This is a genomic window from Psychrobacter sp. ANT_H3 (genome assembly GCF_027919975.1).
Lineage (GTDB): Bacteria > Pseudomonadota > Gammaproteobacteria > Pseudomonadales > Moraxellaceae > Psychrobacter > Psychrobacter maritimus.
The window spans coordinates 285,602-302,024 of the sequence record NZ_JAQISM010000001.1 but is presented as its reverse complement, the minus strand read 5'-3'; the positions used below and the strand labels follow the sequence as shown (position 1 = coordinate 302,024).

General features: G+C 42.3%; 13 protein-coding genes. 7 read left to right on the top strand and 6 right to left on the bottom strand.

Annotation, left to right across the window (positions count from 1 at the left end):
* Nucleotides 1-34 precede the first annotated feature (34 nt).
* Nucleotides 35-1,084 carry a WG repeat-containing protein gene (locus tag PG901_RS01185; protein WP_271133174.1) on the bottom strand — a complete coding sequence of 350 codons (1,050 nt, stop codon included), beginning with the start codon at nt 1,082-1,084 and terminating at the stop codon, nt 35-37.
* Nucleotides 1,085-1,404: 320 nt separating this feature from the next.
* Between PG901_RS01185 and PG901_RS01180 the strand changes: the two genes are divergently transcribed.
* Nucleotides 1,405-2,337 (top strand): DMT family transporter, encoded by a 933-nt coding sequence (locus tag PG901_RS01180; RefSeq protein ID WP_201624774.1) that lies wholly within the window; start codon nt 1,405-1,407, stop codon nt 2,335-2,337.
* A 35-nt stretch (nt 2,338-2,372) separates the two neighbouring features.
* Here the strand turns inward: PG901_RS01180 and PG901_RS01175 are convergent, their stop codons facing one another.
* Complete coding sequence (locus tag PG901_RS01175; RefSeq protein ID WP_201563414.1) at nt 2,373-2,543, bottom strand: hypothetical protein; 171 nt, start codon at nt 2,541-2,543, stop codon at nt 2,373-2,375.
* A 78-nt stretch (nt 2,544-2,621) separates the two neighbouring features.
* A complete protein-coding gene (locus PG901_RS01170; protein ID WP_442966837.1) occupies nt 2,622-3,941 on the bottom strand; it encodes a solute carrier family 23 protein in 1,320 nt (439 codons plus the stop codon).
* Between the two features lie 650 nt (nt 3,942-4,591).
* On the opposite strand from PG901_RS01170, the gene PG901_RS01165 reads away from it, so the two are divergent.
* A complete protein-coding gene (locus PG901_RS01165; RefSeq protein ID WP_102076763.1) occupies nt 4,592-6,025 on the top strand; it encodes an L-serine ammonia-lyase in 1,434 nt (477 codons plus the stop codon).
* 89 nt (nt 6,026-6,114) lie between these two features.
* On the opposite strand, the gene PG901_RS01160 is transcribed toward PG901_RS01165, so the two are convergent.
* The 3 genes from PG901_RS01160 to xthA all read right to left on the bottom strand — a co-directional run bounded on the left by PG901_RS01160 (nt 6,115) and on the right by xthA (nt 9,156).
* A complete protein-coding gene (locus tag PG901_RS01160) occupies nt 6,115-6,513 on the bottom strand; it encodes a DUF4377 domain-containing protein (protein WP_183617989.1) in 399 nt (132 codons plus the stop codon).
* A gap of 453 nt (nt 6,514-6,966) precedes the next feature.
* A complete protein-coding gene (gene argJ / locus PG901_RS01155) occupies nt 6,967-8,190 on the bottom strand; it encodes a bifunctional glutamate N-acetyltransferase/amino-acid acetyltransferase ArgJ (protein WP_271133172.1) in 1,224 nt (407 codons plus the stop codon).
* 141 nt (nt 8,191-8,331) lie between these two features.
* Entirely contained in the window at nt 8,332-9,156 is an 825-nt protein-coding gene (gene xthA / locus PG901_RS01150; RefSeq protein ID WP_201563420.1) for an exodeoxyribonuclease III, read from the bottom strand.
* A 456-nt stretch (nt 9,157-9,612) separates the two neighbouring features.
* Between xthA and PG901_RS01145 the strand changes: the two genes are divergently transcribed.
* From PG901_RS01145 to PG901_RS01125, 5 genes are all read left to right on the top strand, one after another.
* Entirely contained in the window at nt 9,613-10,206 is a 594-nt protein-coding gene (locus tag PG901_RS01145) for a hotdog domain-containing protein (RefSeq protein WP_271133171.1), read from the top strand.
* A gap of 20 nt (nt 10,207-10,226) precedes the next feature.
* Complete coding sequence (locus PG901_RS01140; protein WP_271133170.1) at nt 10,227-11,024, top strand: ABC transporter ATP-binding protein; 798 nt, start codon at nt 10,227-10,229, stop codon at nt 11,022-11,024.
* A 26-nt stretch (nt 11,025-11,050) separates the two neighbouring features.
* Nucleotides 11,051-11,839: an ABC transporter permease gene (locus PG901_RS01135; RefSeq protein ID WP_227670902.1), complete on the top strand. Its 789-nt coding sequence runs from the start codon at nt 11,051-11,053 to the stop codon at nt 11,837-11,839.
* A gap of 405 nt (nt 11,840-12,244) precedes the next feature.
* On the top strand, nt 12,245-13,942 hold the full coding sequence (locus PG901_RS01130; protein WP_271133169.1) for an AMP-binding protein: 1,698 nt from the start codon (nt 12,245-12,247) through the stop codon (nt 13,940-13,942).
* A gap of 738 nt (nt 13,943-14,680) precedes the next feature.
* Complete coding sequence (locus tag PG901_RS01125) at nt 14,681-16,381, top strand: AMP-binding protein (protein ID WP_271133168.1); 1,701 nt, start codon at nt 14,681-14,683, stop codon at nt 16,379-16,381.
* The last annotated feature ends 42 nt before the right edge of the window (nt 16,382-16,423 follow it).

The following is a 16,423-nucleotide window of genomic DNA, read 5'->3' as shown; positions in this document are numbered from 1 at the left end:
ATTAAGCGCGATATTAAATGATAAGTTCTAAGTATCAATCACAACCAACACTGCTACCCTCTTTATCAATACACATCTTAGCGCCATTTTTTAAATTACCAATCCATGCTTTGCCATTTGTGAATACAAATGCTGGCTGGTCTTTATAACTATCGCCTACGCTCACACCGCTCTTATCAAAGCGGAAAGGAATCACCAACTCGCCGCCTAAATTGACAAAACCCCATTCGTTATCGATACGCACGCCCGCCAGCCCTTCAGAAAATGGTCGTACCTCATCAAATGAATATGTAATCATGGTGACATTATTGTCATCAACAAAGCCCCACCTGCCATCTTGTTGACGTGGCTGCAGCGTGGTAAAAGGACTAGACGGCGCTGATTGTTGCATCTCCTTGGCGTTTTCGTTAGTTGTCGATGTTTGGCTATCAGCCTTACTGTTCGAATTCGGGTCGCGCGTGGGTTTGCCATTTTTATCCAACCAACTTATGGCTTGGTTTTTACGCACGCGCGTCATGCCGCTACGATAATCATCGATATCACTAATCGCGGCAGAAAATGGCACGATTGTTTTATTAGCGGTATCGATAACCCCATAATGACCGTTTTGTTTGACCACGATGCGACCTTCAGACACGGGACGCGCCCAACCTTGACTCTCCTTGAGCATATCGTACATCGCAGGGATAGTCTCACGACCTTGCATATTGACGTAACCCACCCGCCCGTTACGCAGTACCGGTAGCAATCCGCCCGATATTTTATCGGCATCTACTTTTTGATAGCGGGATAAATCAACCACGCTTTTACCTTGTTTATTAATCAAAGCAACTGGTGCGCCAAAATCTTTTATCGCTAAAAAATAGCCGCTACTCGCTGTACAAGAGACATTTTTATAATAACTTTTGGGAATTTTACAGCTGGCTGCTTGTGCATTTGACATTAAAAAAGACGTAGCGGTTATCGTGCTCATCACAAACAGGCTCATAACAAACAGGCTCATCACAAAACTGCCGCGTGACAATTGTAGCGGTAATCTAGATAAAGAGAGTCTTTGTCGTCTTGATATAGAACGTAGCAGCATAAGCAAACCTAGGCTAAAAGTAATAGAGGCTATTTGAAAATTTAAAGCGTGTCGTTATTTTAAAACATTAAGGGTTTTAAAATGCAGATAGCCAATAGAGTAACAAATAGCGACGTTTGCGCCAATGCTATTCCTGTAAGAAGGTGATTGATTTATTTATATATGGTGTGTAATAAATCATCCTAAAATAAATCGCCCTAAACCATTCCATTTCAAGTGTAAAACACTGACAATATAGCTTGTATAAATCATCGCTTTAGCAAACAACAATTAAAAAGCATCTTAAAAAAAGCATCATAGTAATGAGATAAGGATATTGCATGGCTACTGCCTCTTCACGCTCTGCCGCTACTGGCTTAGTCATTGGTTGTGTTATTTTTGGTTTGGGTAGCTTGATTGTTGCTCATGTCGATATCGGTGGCTGGGCGATGTCATTTTGGCGGCTGGCTATTTCAGGCGTGGTATTTGCTGTATTGGCTAAAGTAACGGGGCAGCGATTACCGCGCTCAAAGCGTGCTATTTTTTACGGTTTATTATCGGGCGCATTTTTAGGACTCGATTTGGCACTCTGGCATGAGAGTATTTATGCGGTCGGTCCTGGTATCTCAACCTTACTTAATAGCTTACAGATTTTCTTTTTAGCAGCCATTGGTTTTTTATATTTTAATGAGCGCCAATCTATCTTGCAGCTTATCAGTTTATTTTTAGCCATGCTAGGCGTGGCAATGATAGGCAGTCCTGAGTTTGCGCAAAATACTGCCGCGACTTGGGGTTTCGTCACGGGCATCGTCTCAGGCGCCATGCTTGCCGCGTCAATGACCTTTATCCGTAAGACCCACGATACTGAGCCAACGCCGATATTTATGCTCATGCAACTGATTAGCATCGGCGGCGTAGTGGCAATGATTGTCCCGATGTTTGTGTTCGATATGGGCAATATTCTACCCAATACGTGGTCTGAGATTGGTTGGGTATTGATTTACGGCACCGTGATGCAATGCTTAGCGTGGGGGCTTATCGCCTACTCTATTCCTAAGCTGTCCTTGGCATTGACAGGGCTGCTGTTATTGACCGAGCCCATTGCCGCTTTGGTGATTGATTATAGCTGGCTCGATAAACCGATTAATACTTTACAATGGAGCGGCGCACTGCTGACCATGTTTGCCATTTATCTAGGCTCACTGAAACCCAAACCACGCGCATTAAGACGCTACCGATTCTTTGCACGGTTTTATAAGCGTAAATACAAATAAAAGCTAATAATGAGACTATAGTAAATCCAGACTTACTATTTATTTGAAAACAGCTTCTTTGCTAAAGGCCAAACAATTAAGACTGATAGAGCAGCTATAATAGGTGTTGTGAGTGAGCTTGATTTAGGTATTACAAACTCAGATAATAAGGTTGCTATTACTACAAATAGACCTGTAAATAAAGCAACCTTTATATTTTCTTTCATATAACACCTACCCTAATTTATTAATAACCTATAACTTAGTTAACGACATTATAGCTTTATTAACAACCAAGTTATAAGTTAACTTTTTTGAAGATTAAATAAAGCATTTAGCACAATAGCCGTTAAAGTAGCCGTTCCGATACCGCCCAAATCAAAGCCGCCTAGATGCAAGCTAAAATTACCCGTACCCATAATAACGGTGACCGCGGCAATGATTAAATTGCTGTTTTTGCTAAAATCGATATGATTGTCTATCCAAATTTTTGCCCCTGCAATCGCAATCAAACCAAATACCACAATAGATGCGCCGCCCAATAAAGCCGCCGGTATCGTTTGAATAATTGCGCCAAACTTTGGTGATAACCCAAGCAAGATAGCCACCAGACCTGCTACCACAAAAATCGTCGTGCTATATACTTTGGTCACAGCCATGACACCGATGTTTTCTGCATAAGTGGTCACACCTGTACCACCAAAACCTGCCGAAAACGTTGTCGCCAAGCCATCAGCAAAAAATGCCCGACCCATATAAGGCGTTACTCGCGCTTTAGTCATACCTTCGACTGCTTTAAAGTGCCCTAAGTTTTCGGCAACTAAAATAAAGGCAACGGGCGCAATTAATATAATCGTACTCATCTCAAAACGCGGTGAATGAATACTTGGCAGACCAAACCATGATGCTGCTGATACACTAGTAAAGTCAATCGGAACGCCATAGCCGAGCACATTGGTCATGAAAAAATAGGCGATATACGACAATATCAAGCCAACCAATAGCAGCAAACGGCGCAGCATACCGCGGGTAAATACCGCCACCCCACTGATAAACAATACCGTCAGCGTAGCCATCCATGCATCAAACTGGTTGGCAGATACCCCTTGAATGGTCACTGGTGCTAAATTCAGACCAATAATCATCACAATTGCACCGGTAACAATGGGCGGCATCAAACGCTCAATCCAGCCTGTACCCGTCTTCATGACCAATAGACCTATCAGCGCATAAATGATGCCACATGCCATTATACCGCCCAAGGCGACATTCAAATTGTCATTAAATCCCACGCCTGCATAAGCCGTCACCGCAATAACCGGGCCAATAAAGGCAAAGCTTGAGCCCAAATAACTAGGCATGCGCCCACCGGTAATCATAAAAAACATCACCGTACAAATACCGGACATCAAAATGGACAAATTGGGGTCAAAGCCCATTAATAATGGCGCCAGCACCGTCGCCCCAAACATTGCAAAAGTATGCTGCACACCTAATAGAACGCTCTTTGCTGGCGGCAAATACTCATTGATACCGACCGGATCACGATCCAAATCACCGCCATACGGACGCCACGTTGGAAACCAACGACCATTATCAAAGTCTGGATTGTGCGGATAACTCATCGCAGCTGCATCAATACCAGCCGCTTCTAATGCATTGTGCGAAGCAGATTCTTGGGTGCTATTTTCGGGGTTTGGAGAATGAGGTTCGGGAGTTGTCATGCGCTGTCCTATTTGAGCTGAGAGAATATTAGTCAGCTAAAAAACTGTGAGAAATACAACTATGAGAATACAGATATGAATTCAGTCAAAACGATAACAACTAAGTCATGCCAATCATCAACAACTATAGAGGAATTAAAAAACGATAACAGCAGGAAAGTCATTTACTTTGACCAAATGCAGACCGTCAAATAGGTTCTATTAAAAGTAGTTTAAGGATTTCTGCGACGTTGTTCACTATATAGTGTTAGCAAGATTACAGGATGTTACACAGGTAATGGCTGCGAGCATGATAACGGAGTTCTATGATAAATAAAAGTTATTATTCAGCAGGTCTCTGTACGCCTATACTGAGAGACATTTATAGATAATATCCCATGTTTTTTAAATACTCACATTTATTAAAGTGTGCATTTAAATAAATGCCTGCCCTTGTCATTGTGCTGTATTTATCAAGGCTTTTGGGGCCGTTATCTATTATCTTTTTTCACACCAGTACTTAAGCCTATTTATCACATACGCTGATGCACTGACAATTTATTGGTATTTATATGATTAGTGTTTTCGACTTATTTAAAATTGGTATTGGACCGTCGAGCTCTCATACGGTCGGGCCGATGGTGGCGGCCAATTTATTTTTGACGTCATTGCTTAAACAAAGCCCATTAACGACGATTAAAAATATTGAAATCGAGCTTTATGGCTCTTTGGCCGCTACCGGTAAAGGGCATGCAACCGATACGGCGATATATTTGGGTTTACTTGGACATACGCCGAGTACCATTGATACCCGCTTGACTGGCGAATATCTAGCGCCTATTTTTGCTGATAAGCAGCTTAATTTATCAGGTAAACATATTATCGACTTCGATAGCGAGCGCGATATGTATTGGTACGATGATACGGTATTGCCTTATCATCCTAATGCCTTGACCATCCGCGCGTTATTGGCCGATGGTAGCAAGTATCAGCAAACCTATTATTCGGTTGGTGGCGGTTTCGTTATCAACGAAGATGACGCAAATAATCCCGATGAGGATCATGCCAGCCCAACGATTGATATCGTTCCCTACCCGTTTAATACTGCCGCAGAGTTGCTTGAACAATGCCGTGAGCATGGGTTAAGTATCAGTGAGCTGGTACTCGCTAACGAGTGTCACTACCGCAATCAAGCAGATATCTTTAGCTATTTAGATACGATTTGGGAGGTGATGCAGGACTGTGTCACCCAAGGTTGTAAAAACAGTGGCATTTTACCGGGCGGACTTGATGTTAAACGCCGCGCTCACGATTTACATAATCAACTATGCGCTGAAAAAGACTTGCCTATCGCCAAAACCGATAAGCTCGCGGCGATGGATTGGGTTGATTTGTATGCACTTGCCGTCAATGAAGAAAATGCCAATGGCGGTAAAGTTGTCACAGCACCGACCAATGGTGCGGCGGGTATTATTCCTGCGGTCTTGCACTATTATCGTGACTTTTTACCCAATTATAACCAAGATGGCGTCCGTAAGTTTTTATTAAATGCCACCGCCATTGGCAGCTTAATTAAACAAAACGCTTCTATCTCTGGGGCTGAAGTGGGCTGTCAAGGCGAAGTCGGTTCAGCCTGTGCCATGGCAGGTTCGGCATTGGCAGAGATTATGGATGGCTCGCCAGCGCAATGTTTGAATGCCGCCGAGATTGGTATCGAGCATAACTTAGGGCTGACTTGTGACCCGATTGGCGGTTTGGTACAAGTTCCTTGTATTGAGCGCAATGCGATGGGTGCGGTAAAAGCCATTAATGCCGCTCGTCTTGCCTGCCGCGGCAATGGTCAGCACTTTGTCTCATTGGATAAAGCCATTGAAACCATGAAGCAGACAGGCGCTGATATGTCTGATAAATACAAAGAAACCGCTCGCGGTGGTCTTGCTATTTATGCTGACAATCGCATCCCCACTGCTACCCGCGGCGTTAGTGTTAATTACAGTCAATGTTAATGCAAATAATGACTGTCATTTTTTAAAATTAAAACCAAAAAAAGCCTCTAATGATTAGAGGCTTTTTCTATAATAATCTACAACTAAAATTATTCAGCTGTTTTTGAAACCACTTCGTTTAGAATCCAAACTGGCTTAACTACCTGAGTCGCTTCATTCATAACCGCTTCTTGGCGCACATCTAAAATATAGCGATAATTTGGCTCATAAGTGAAGCCTTGAATATTACCGTTTAAAGGAGTGTAGTTTTTCTGATAAGTCTGACGATATTGTAGGCATTCTGACTCAATTTTATTGCCATTAGCATCTGGCAGCTCACAAACTGCTTTTAGTGGTGCTATTTCTATTTTAAAGCTTGGAATGTTAACCACTTTGACATTCATTGCTTCGCCTTCAACCACCATAGTACGCTCATCGTTCATACCCATGGTAGAACAACCTGATAAAACAAAAGTCGTCATCAATGCAGCAATTGCTAATTTTTTCATTATTAAATCCTCAGTTTATTAGTATTAATCATTACCTTTTGAACTCATTTTAATCAATTGTCATTATTCAAAAGGTAGTAGGCATTTATGAAGATACTGTGAATGAAAGTTTCGGTTTTGAATCTACTATAACTATAAAGTCAAAACTATAAAATCGAGATAGACTCAATTTAGGTCAAATGACCCAGCCTCCATCAGTACCGTCTATTGTTTACTGCAGCTAGTATAGGTCGTCCAACCCCTTAGCCTCTATAACTGCTTTGTAACGTAACGTCAGCTTTTGCAACTGATGTTAATAAACGGTTTTTATTCATGGTTTTTTATCACCGGTCTTTTATTAACAGTGATTTATTAATGAGAGAAATCGCAGTATTGAATTATTTAGTATTGAACATAAAAAAACGCTCAAAACCATTTCAGCTTTGAGCGTTTGTATAAAAATATAAATGATTTTTAGCTACGATAATCGGCGTTTATTTTGACGTAATCGTAAGATAAATCGCAGGTATAAACGGTATCGTGAGCATCGCCACGTGCCAAATCAATATGAATGGTAATCTCAGGACGACTCATAACCTCTTTGCCAGCCGCTTCCGTATAGCTCGGAGCCACACCACCATTTTGACAAATCATCACTTCATCTAGATAGACATCGACTTGCTCGGTATCAAGGTCGTCGATACCGGCATAACCAACCGCTGCTAAGATACGACCCCAGTTGGCATCACTGGCAAAAAACGCCGTTTTGACCAGTGGTGAATGGGCGACCGCATACGCCACATCGCAGCATTCTTGCGTGGTATTGCCACCCGTGACTTTTACCGTCATAAACTTGGTGGCACCTTCCCCATCTCGTACAATCAATTGTGCCAACCGTACAAACACTGCTGTTAAGGCGTCAAATATCGGCTGATAATGCGGATGCTCTGGGCTATCAATAATCTCCGAGCTCGCTGTTCCGGTTGCAATCAAGACGCAGCAATCATTGGTTGAGGTATCACCATCGACAGTAATGCGGTTAAAGGATTGCTCATTAATTTTGCTCAGCATTTCTTGCAATAAGTCAGCGGCGATATTGGCATCAGTGGCTACATAGCCTAGCATGGTCGCCATATTGGGGCGTATCATTCCCGAGCCTTTTGACATACCCGTAATATGATAGCTGATAGCATCGACATCAACCTTTTCACTGGCAAGCTTTGGAATCGTATCCGTCGTACGAATACCATTGGCCGCGGCCAGCCAATTATCGGCGGCCAAATTGACTAAGGCATTGTCTAAGCCTGCGATAACAGCATCACTGTTTAGTGGCTCGCCTATCACGCCTGTCGAAAATGGCAAAACAGTACTGACATCTACGCCAGCTTTAGCAGCTAGAGCGCTACAGATATCAAGCGCGCGGCGTTTACCATCAGCGCCCGTACCAGCATTGGCGTTACCCGTATTGGTGATTAAATAACGCGGGCTGGCTTTAGCAAAGTGTTCACGTAAAACACGTACCGGTGCGGCACAAAAGGTATTTTTTGTGGTCACAACCGCAGTGTTGGCGCTATCAGCAATCTCTATCACCACCAAATCATCGCGGTCTTTGTAGCGTACGCCTGCAGCGGTGGCGCTTAGTTTAATCCCATCAATAGGATAAATCGTATTCGGTATTGCAACGTTGCCGACAGCCATCATTCAATCCTTATTCATCAATGCTGATGCATTATTTATTGGTTATAAGTTATCTTTATAAAATCTTAGTTATACGCTCTTGGTTATACGCTCTTGGTTCTAAAGCCTGTTATTAAAAACCTGCTGTTTTTAATCAAGCTATTATACTTTATTTAAGTCAAACGCTGCCCAAATTGGCGCATGATCAGAGGGTTTTTCCATGCCGCGTAGCTCATAGCTAATACCCGCATCAACGCAGTGCTCTATTAAATCCGCCGTACATAAAATGTGGTCGATACGCAGACCGCGTTTCGGCTCATCATTAAAACCGCGACTGCGATAATCAAACCAGCTATATAATTCGGTACTCTCTGGATAATGCAGACGATAAGTATCGGTCAGCTCGCGTGACATCAAGTCACTATACCATTCACGCTCTTCGGGTAAAAAAGAGGTTTTTCTATTTTTCAGCCAACGCTTGGCATTGACCTCGCCGATACCAATATCGACATCTTCTGGGGCGATATTCATATCACCCATGATAATCAGCGAGCGCCCTTCTGCTTTTAGCGTATCGATATAGGTCATCAAATCTGCATAATAGGCACGCTTCATAGGGAATTTGGTCGGATGGTCTTGACTCTCACCTTGCGGGAAATAACCGTTAAGCACATCCACTTCACGGCCATCGAACACATAGCGCGCATGGATAAAGCGTTTTTGCGCCTCGGCATCTTCACCAGGAAAGCCTTTTTGCACAAAAATAGGCGCAACTTTCGATAATAACGCCACGCCATAATGCGCTTTTTGACCAAAGTACTCGACGTGATAACCCAAGCTCTCGACATTTTCGAGCGGAAACTGCTCATCATGCACCTTGGTCTCTTGTAGACCCATTACATCAGGGTCGATTACCTCTCGCACCGCCTCTAGCTGATGTTGACGAGCGCGGATACCATTGATATTAAAACTGACAAAACGGGTCATAAACTGTCCTATACTAATGAATTAAAACAAAATACTGCTATAAACGAGTATTGCTATTTAAACGACCGACACTTTAAAAGTGCGACCATTAAATAGTGCGGCTATAAAATAAAGCAAAGCGGCAATATATAGTGGATTCACTTTAAAACAGAGACAGTGCGACTGGAATGAATTTTTCGTAGCCTCTGTGATAGGAGCAAGCAAGGAAAATTTATCCCAGTCGCACCTAAAGATTAATATATCGATATTATTCTGAACTGACTATATAAAGGTTTATGATAACAGACATCGGCAAGGCTATCTGTTGCGCGCCCTTATCTCTTACGATAGAGTAGCTATTAAAAGCAGCCACAGATGCGTTATCGATTTTTTCTTATTTTTATAACCATATCTATAAACATTTAAACCCTAAAAATAAATTATTAAGTAAATTTACTGAGCAACATTATGACAATTATGAATAAAAATACCCATACACCACCTATTAGCGCAAGCACACCGTTATTTGCCACTGATTATAATGTATATATTAACCATACTGATGCGGGCGGCATAGTTTACCATGCCAATCATTTAGTATTCTTTGAAAACTGTCGCCGTGACTGGTTTACCAAGCTTGGTTTAAATGGCTATTTTTTGCAGACCGATGATGGTGAGATTCAGCATTTTGTCGTCAGCCAAGCAGACCTGCAATACAAAAAAGCCATTCTATTAGATGAAGTCATTAATGTACGTATCGATAAAGTCGAATTAAAACCTGCCAGCATTGTATTTTATCAAAGCATTCATCGCCTAATGCCAACTGTAGATGCAAATAATGACACTCAGGCAAACACTGCTGTTTCAAACAGCAATCACTCTAACAATACCTTGTTAAGCAGCACTAAAATCGTTATCGCTTGCGTACAAAATCAAATCACGCCAGCTTCTATATCTGATTCTGGTTCTGATGCGACTGCCAACCATAGTGCACCTATGCGTCCTATTCGCGTACCGCAAAAATTACGCGAGACTATTGAGCAAGCGCTCATACAACACGCTAATAATTAAAACGATTGAACGAATAGGCTATGAGCGCCAATAAGACGGATAACAAGGCTTTTATGCTAGCATTTGAAGATATTTGGGTCCATAGCAAGCGCGCGACTCCGCTCCCTACTTACCGCCGATGGCGCGCAAAAAGACAGAAGAGTTCAGCTTCCGATGATGCTTTATCCATTAATAACCGTGCATTGATAAGCGGTGCCAGTGGTATATTACTGGCTGGGCAAGTGACGGTTTTGACGGGCGCTTCTGGCAGTGGCAAGTCTGTCTTATTGCGCGTATTAGCAGGGCTGCTGCCTATGACGACCGGCGACGTTTGGCTACAAAGCGATGCGCAAAATAGGGATACTCGTAATAGTATTCATGAAATAGCACCCATGCATTGGCGCTCGCAGGTCGCCCTTCTCGCGCAGCAGCCACAATTGCTAGAAGGCAGCGTTATTGATAACTTGCAATTGCCCTACCGCTTGGCAAGCCATCAGCACAAGCATTTTAATATTGACTGGCACATCGAGCAGCTTGAGCATTTAGAGCGCACTCCTGACTTCTTACAACAAGACGCCAACACTTTATCAGGTGGCGAGCGGCAACTGGTCAATACACTGCGTTTATTGCAATTAAACCCGCAAGTATTGTTATTGGATGAACCTACTGCAGCCTTAGACGTCGATACGTCAGCGAAACTCGTGCATTTGCTTATCAACTGGTTACGTCGTGAGCCGACGCGCACATTATTGTGGGTAACTCATGACACGCAGGATATTATGCCATTAGCAAATAAACATTGGTATATGGATGCCGGCGTTTTAACCAAAGTAGATTAACCTTGCCTTTATAACGAGCTCCCGTGATGAGTACAGATAATATGCAAATCGTACTGACTTATGCTGATATTGCGCTTGCCAGCAGTTTGATTATTATCGTGCTGGTCGTGTCATGGTTTTTACGTCTAAGATTGACCAAAACACTTGTCATTGCTGCTGTCCGTACGGTGATACAGCTTAGCTTTATCGGCCTGATATTGGCATGGATTTTCGCTCGGGAACAATGGTACGAAGTCCTTATTATTTTAACCATCATGACTTTGATTGCCGGTAGCGCTGCCAAAAATCGAGTCAAACGCACGTATAAAGGTCTGTTAATTGATACGTTAATCGCTGTCAGTGCATCAGCAGTATTGGTTACAGTCATCGCTATTAGTCTGATTTTGCAAGTGCAGCCTTGGTATACACCGCAATTTATCATTCCTATACTGGGCTTAATACTCGGCAACTCTTTGACCGCTATCTCCCTGACCAGCAATCAGCTTATCGAAAACCTCCATGGGCAACAAGGGCGTATCGAGATGATGCTAAGCCTTTCTGCCAAACCATTTGAAGCGGTACACGAACAAATACGAGCGGCTATCGTCAATGGCATGACGCCCACTCTAAACTCGATGCTGGTTGTCGGTATTGTCAGCTTACCGGGTATGATGACTGGGCAAATACTTGCTGGTGCCGACCCCACCCAAGCTGTGCGTTATCAGATTGTAACTATGTTTTTAATCTGCGTCAGTAGCACCCTTGGCTGTACGATAAGCGCTTTACTCATTTATCGGCGATTTTTTAATAAAAAACAGCAGTTCATCCTACCATAACGACCGTTGGTCATCTTTTTATTGCATAATGAATAAATTTATTTATCCGCATTTTATATGTACTGGCCAGTACGCTCATGCTAATATTACCTTTACTTAGATTCATGCTAATGTATTGCTTAAATGTATCATTATATGGACGATACATTATTTTTTAGTTGCGAATAATTGGTAAGAACGCTTTAAAATTGAGTGTCACTTTTTAAGATGATCATATTTATTTAAGATTAATGCTTTTATCATTCATCAAAACTGAACAACAGTAACAGAAATTGGTAGTCCGTCAATAGATAAGGATATTATCGAACTCAGCGGCAATTGTTTTAAGTCAGCGCTGATTTTTTTATTGACACGGATATGACTGCTTAACGATAGAAACCTAATTGAACTTCCAGGACGCTGACTATGACGTTGAATAAACCTTGGCTTGCCCAATATCCTAAGAGTGTGCCTAAAACTATCGATCCAGATAGATATGGCAGCATCATGGAGCTCTATGAAGAGTGCTTTGACCGCTTTCGTCTGCATCCAATGAGTATCTGTATGGGTGTGACCCATACTTATGATGATATTGATAAAGCATCGCTTGCGGTTGCCGCTTGGCTACAGGCGCAAGGACTTCCTCAAGGGAGTGTGGTTGCACTGATGATGCCAAACGTGCCGCAATATCTGCCAACGATGATTGGTATTTTGCGCGCAGGTTATGTCTGTACGCCAGTCAACCCTCTCTATACTGGGCGCGAGCTGCGTCATCAGCTAAATGATTCCGGTGCGAAAGCTATCTTTGTCGTCGATAATTTTGCGCAAGCACTCGAGCAAGTCATTGATGAGACCAATATCAAACATATTGTCTTATCGAAAATGGGCGATATGATGGGTCTAAAAGGTATTTTAGTAAATACCATTATCCGTCAGGTCAAACGCTTGGTGCCCAAATACAAGCTCAATGACCCTAAGCATGCAGTGACCAAGTTTCCTGATGTGCTAAAGAAAGGCCGAAACCTGCCCTTCCAAAAGCCAAAGATGTCATTGGATCAAAAAGCCTTTTTGCAATATACCGGTGGTACGACGGGCTTATCTAAGGGGGCCATTTTATCTCAGCGTAATATCGTCGCAGGAGCCATGCAGTCAGAAGCTTGGACGCGTCCTATTACCTCAGAGATTAATGAGGTTTATATTAATATGGTGATGGCACTACCGCTCTATCATATTTTTGCCTTTATGCTGAGCTCGCTTGGTATGCGTGCAGGTTATACCTTTATCCTAGTACCCAATCCACGTGATATCCCCGGATTTATCAAAACCTTATCAAAACAGCCGTTCCATATCTTCCCTGCGGTTAATACCTTGTTTAAAGGGTTACTCGATCATCCAAATTTTAAAGACCTTGATTTTAGCTCATTGCGTATCTCGCAAGCAGGCGGTATGGCGGCGACCGAACAAACGGCATCACGCTGGCTCGAGACGACCGGCTGTCCCATGATTGAAGGTTGGGGTATGACTGAAGGCGTGGCCGTTGGTACTGCAAACGTCATTACTGACCGTAAGTTTAATGGCACGATTGGCATTCCTGTCCCGAGTGTTGATGTTATTATCATCGATGATGAAGGCAATCGTGTTGGCGTCAACCAAGCTGGCGAGATGTGCGTTAAAGGTCCTAATGTCACCTCAGGCTATCTGAATAGAGATAGTAGTGATGACTTTACGAAAGATGGCTATTTCCGTACCGGCGATATCGTCAGCATGGATGACAAAGGCTACTTTAGACTATTAGACCGTAAAAAAGACATGATTTTGGTCTCAGGATTTAATGTCTTCCCGAACGAGATAGAATCCGTCATGCTGGATTGTGAAGGGATTATTGATTGCGCTGTGATTGGCATTCCTGATGAGCGTCAAGGCGAGGCCGTCAAAATCTATGTCATTCCTGCCGATAACAATGTCACTAAAAACTCGATTAAAGAGTTTGCTTTAGATAATTTGACCGGTTATAAATGCCCGCGTCATATCGAATTTGTGACTGAATTACCAAAAAGTAATGTGGGTAAAATTCTGCGTCAAAAGCTGCGTGAGAAACATATCGCTGATAATCCACAGCGCTAATTAAGGTAGAATTTCAATATCTTAGTCATAAAAAAGTCATAAAAAAAGCGCTCTATCTTCACTATAGGGCGCTTTTTTTATGCTTTAATTATTCTTCTTTAATACTGCAACCTTACGCTTTGTAACTGTTCAGTTAGCTAAACTAAGATGACATTAATAATGTTTTTAGTACCGTTTTACTGAAATTAATAACTTATATTTGTAGTACTATGTATTATATGATTTGACTGCCCTTTCATCTTACATTAATAACCACTTGTCTGTTTTAGCTTGCAACACAGTTTTTTTATTTTATCAAACTGAATTATAAACTAACAAGTTCTTGTATAGGAATAACAGACTCAATTGCAGTTATGTTAATGTATTGCCAAAATATGTTACGCTATTATTTATTAAATGATATTGTTAAATGATATTGATAGTATCTTCAACTGAGGTTAATCGACCAACCTTGTCTGGATGTGATATTTTTTCAGTACTACCTTTTTCAGTACTACCTTTAGCATCAACAGCACTCACTAGCCATTTAACCTACTTAAGAGCTAATGCTTGGTAGTTAAATATTTTTTAATTAAATAATCTTGTAATCCATGATATTTGTATAAAGGCCACCGTATTTTAGCAGTCTGTGAATAAATAGGATAACACTCGGCAATCCATCGATGATGGTATTGTTGACAGGGACGTGACTACTTTTTTATAGAACCTTAACTTATCGCACATTTAAGGACGCTAAGTATGACCACTAATAAGCCTTGGCTTGCTCAATATCCAGAAAACGTACCAAATACCATCAATCCTGATCAATACGAAAGTCTTATAGAGCTCTATGAAGAGTGCTTTAATCGCTTTCGTATGCACCCTATGACGATCTGTATGGGTGTGACCCACACGTATGGTGATGTTGATCAAGCCTCGCTTGCCGTTGCCGCATGGTTACAAGCGCAAGGTATTCCTAAAGGCAGTGTCGTGGCACTTATGATGCCAAACGTACCGCAATATCTGCCGACGATGATTGGTATTTTGCGTGCAGGCTACGTTTGTACGCCTATCAACCCTCTCTATACCGGTCGTGAGCTGCGCCATCAATTAAATGATTCTGGCGCTCAGGTTATCTTTGTGGTTGATAACTTTGCGCAAGCGCTTGAGCAAGTCATTGAAGAGACAGCTATCAAGCGTATTGTCCTATCAAAAATGGGCGATATGATGGGTTTAAAAGGTATTTTAGTAAATACCGTTATCCGTCAGGTCAAACGCTTGGTGCCGAAGTACAATCTTAACGATCCTAAATACAACGTCACCAAATTCCCTGATGTGCTAAAAAAAGGCAAAAACCTACCTTTCCAAGCCCCAAAAACGGCTTTGCAACACAAAGCTATTTTGCAATATACCGGCGGTACGACAGGCTTGTCTAAAGGTGCTATATTAACTCAGCGCAATGTCGTTGCCGCTGCGATGCAGTCGGAAGCGTGGTATCGCCCGATTACCTCAGATATTAACGAGGCTTATATCAATATGGTCATGGCGTTACCGCTATATCATATCTTCGCCTTTATGCTGAGCCTACTCGGTATGCGTTCGGGTTATACTTTTATATTGATACCTAACCCACGTGATATGCCTGGATTTATCAAAACCTTATCAAAACAACCATTCCATATTTTCCCTGCGGTTAATACCTTGTTTAAAGGGTTGCTTGATCAGCCAAACTTCAAAGACTTAGATTTTAGCTCGCTACGTATCTCGCAGGCAGGCGGCATGGCAGCGACCGAACAAACAGCGGCGCGCTGGTTAGAGGTGACTGGCTGTCCAATGGTTGAAGGTTGGGGTATGACCGAAGGCGTTGCTGCCGGTACAGCCAACGTCATCACAGACCGCAAATTTAACGGTACTATTGGTATTCCTGTCCCAAGTGTCGATATTATCGTGGTCGATGATAATGGCGAAACCGTTGGCTACAATCAGGCGGGTGAGATGTGCATCAAAGGGCCAAATATTACTTCAGGCTACTTTAATAAAGACAATACCAATGACTTTACCAAAGACGGTTACTTCCGTACGGGCGATATTGTGAGTATGGATGAAAAGGGTTATATCACCCTACTTGATCGCAAAAAAGACATGGTTTTGGTCTCAGGCTTTAACGTTTTCCCTAATGAAATCGAGTCAGTTATGCTTGATTGTAAAGGGATTGTTGAATGTGCAGTCATCGGCATTCCTGATGACCACCAAGGTGAGGCGGTTAAAATCTATATCGTGCCTGCCGATAATAATGTCACCAAAAGTGACATCAAAGAGTTCGCTATTGACAATTTAACGGGCTATAAATGCCCACGCCATATCGAATTTGTCAGCGAGCTACCAAAGAGCAATGTTGGCAAAATACTACGCCAAAAACTGCGTGAAAAACATATGCTAGACAATCCACAAACCTTGTAGCATTGAAGACTTAAAAGTTTCAACAGTAATAAAAGCCCGCTA

Coding starts and splice junctions, on each gene's coding strand:
- PG901_RS01185 (WP_271133174.1), bottom strand. CDS start 1,084: ATGCTGCTACGTTCTATATCAAGACGACAAAGACTCTCTTTATCTAGA.
- PG901_RS01180 (WP_201624774.1), top strand. CDS start 1,405: ATGGCTACTGCCTCTTCACGCTCTGCCGCTACTGGCTTAGTCATTGGT.
- PG901_RS01175 (WP_201563414.1), bottom strand. CDS start 2,543: ATGAAAGAAAATATAAAGGTTGCTTTATTTACAGGTCTATTTGTAGTA.
- PG901_RS01170 (WP_442966837.1), bottom strand. CDS start 3,941: ATGAGTTATCCGCACAATCCAGACTTTGATAATGGTCGTTGGTTTCCA.
- PG901_RS01165 (WP_102076763.1), top strand. CDS start 4,592: ATGATTAGTGTTTTCGACTTATTTAAAATTGGTATTGGACCGTCGAGC.
- PG901_RS01160 (WP_183617989.1), bottom strand. CDS start 6,513: ATGAAAAAATTAGCAATTGCTGCATTGATGACGACTTTTGTTTTATCA.
- argJ (WP_271133172.1), bottom strand. CDS start 8,190: ATGGCTGTCGGCAACGTTGCAATACCGAATACGATTTATCCTATTGAT.
- xthA (WP_201563420.1), bottom strand. CDS start 9,156: ATGACCCGTTTTGTCAGTTTTAATATCAATGGTATCCGCGCTCGTCAA.
- PG901_RS01145 (WP_271133171.1), top strand. CDS start 9,613: ATGAATAAAAATACCCATACACCACCTATTAGCGCAAGCACACCGTTA.
- PG901_RS01140 (WP_271133170.1), top strand. CDS start 10,227: ATGAGCGCCAATAAGACGGATAACAAGGCTTTTATGCTAGCATTTGAA.
- PG901_RS01135 (WP_227670902.1), top strand. CDS start 11,051: ATGAGTACAGATAATATGCAAATCGTACTGACTTATGCTGATATTGCG.
- PG901_RS01130 (WP_271133169.1), top strand. CDS start 12,245: ATGACGTTGAATAAACCTTGGCTTGCCCAATATCCTAAGAGTGTGCCT.
- PG901_RS01125 (WP_271133168.1), top strand. CDS start 14,681: ATGACCACTAATAAGCCTTGGCTTGCTCAATATCCAGAAAACGTACCA.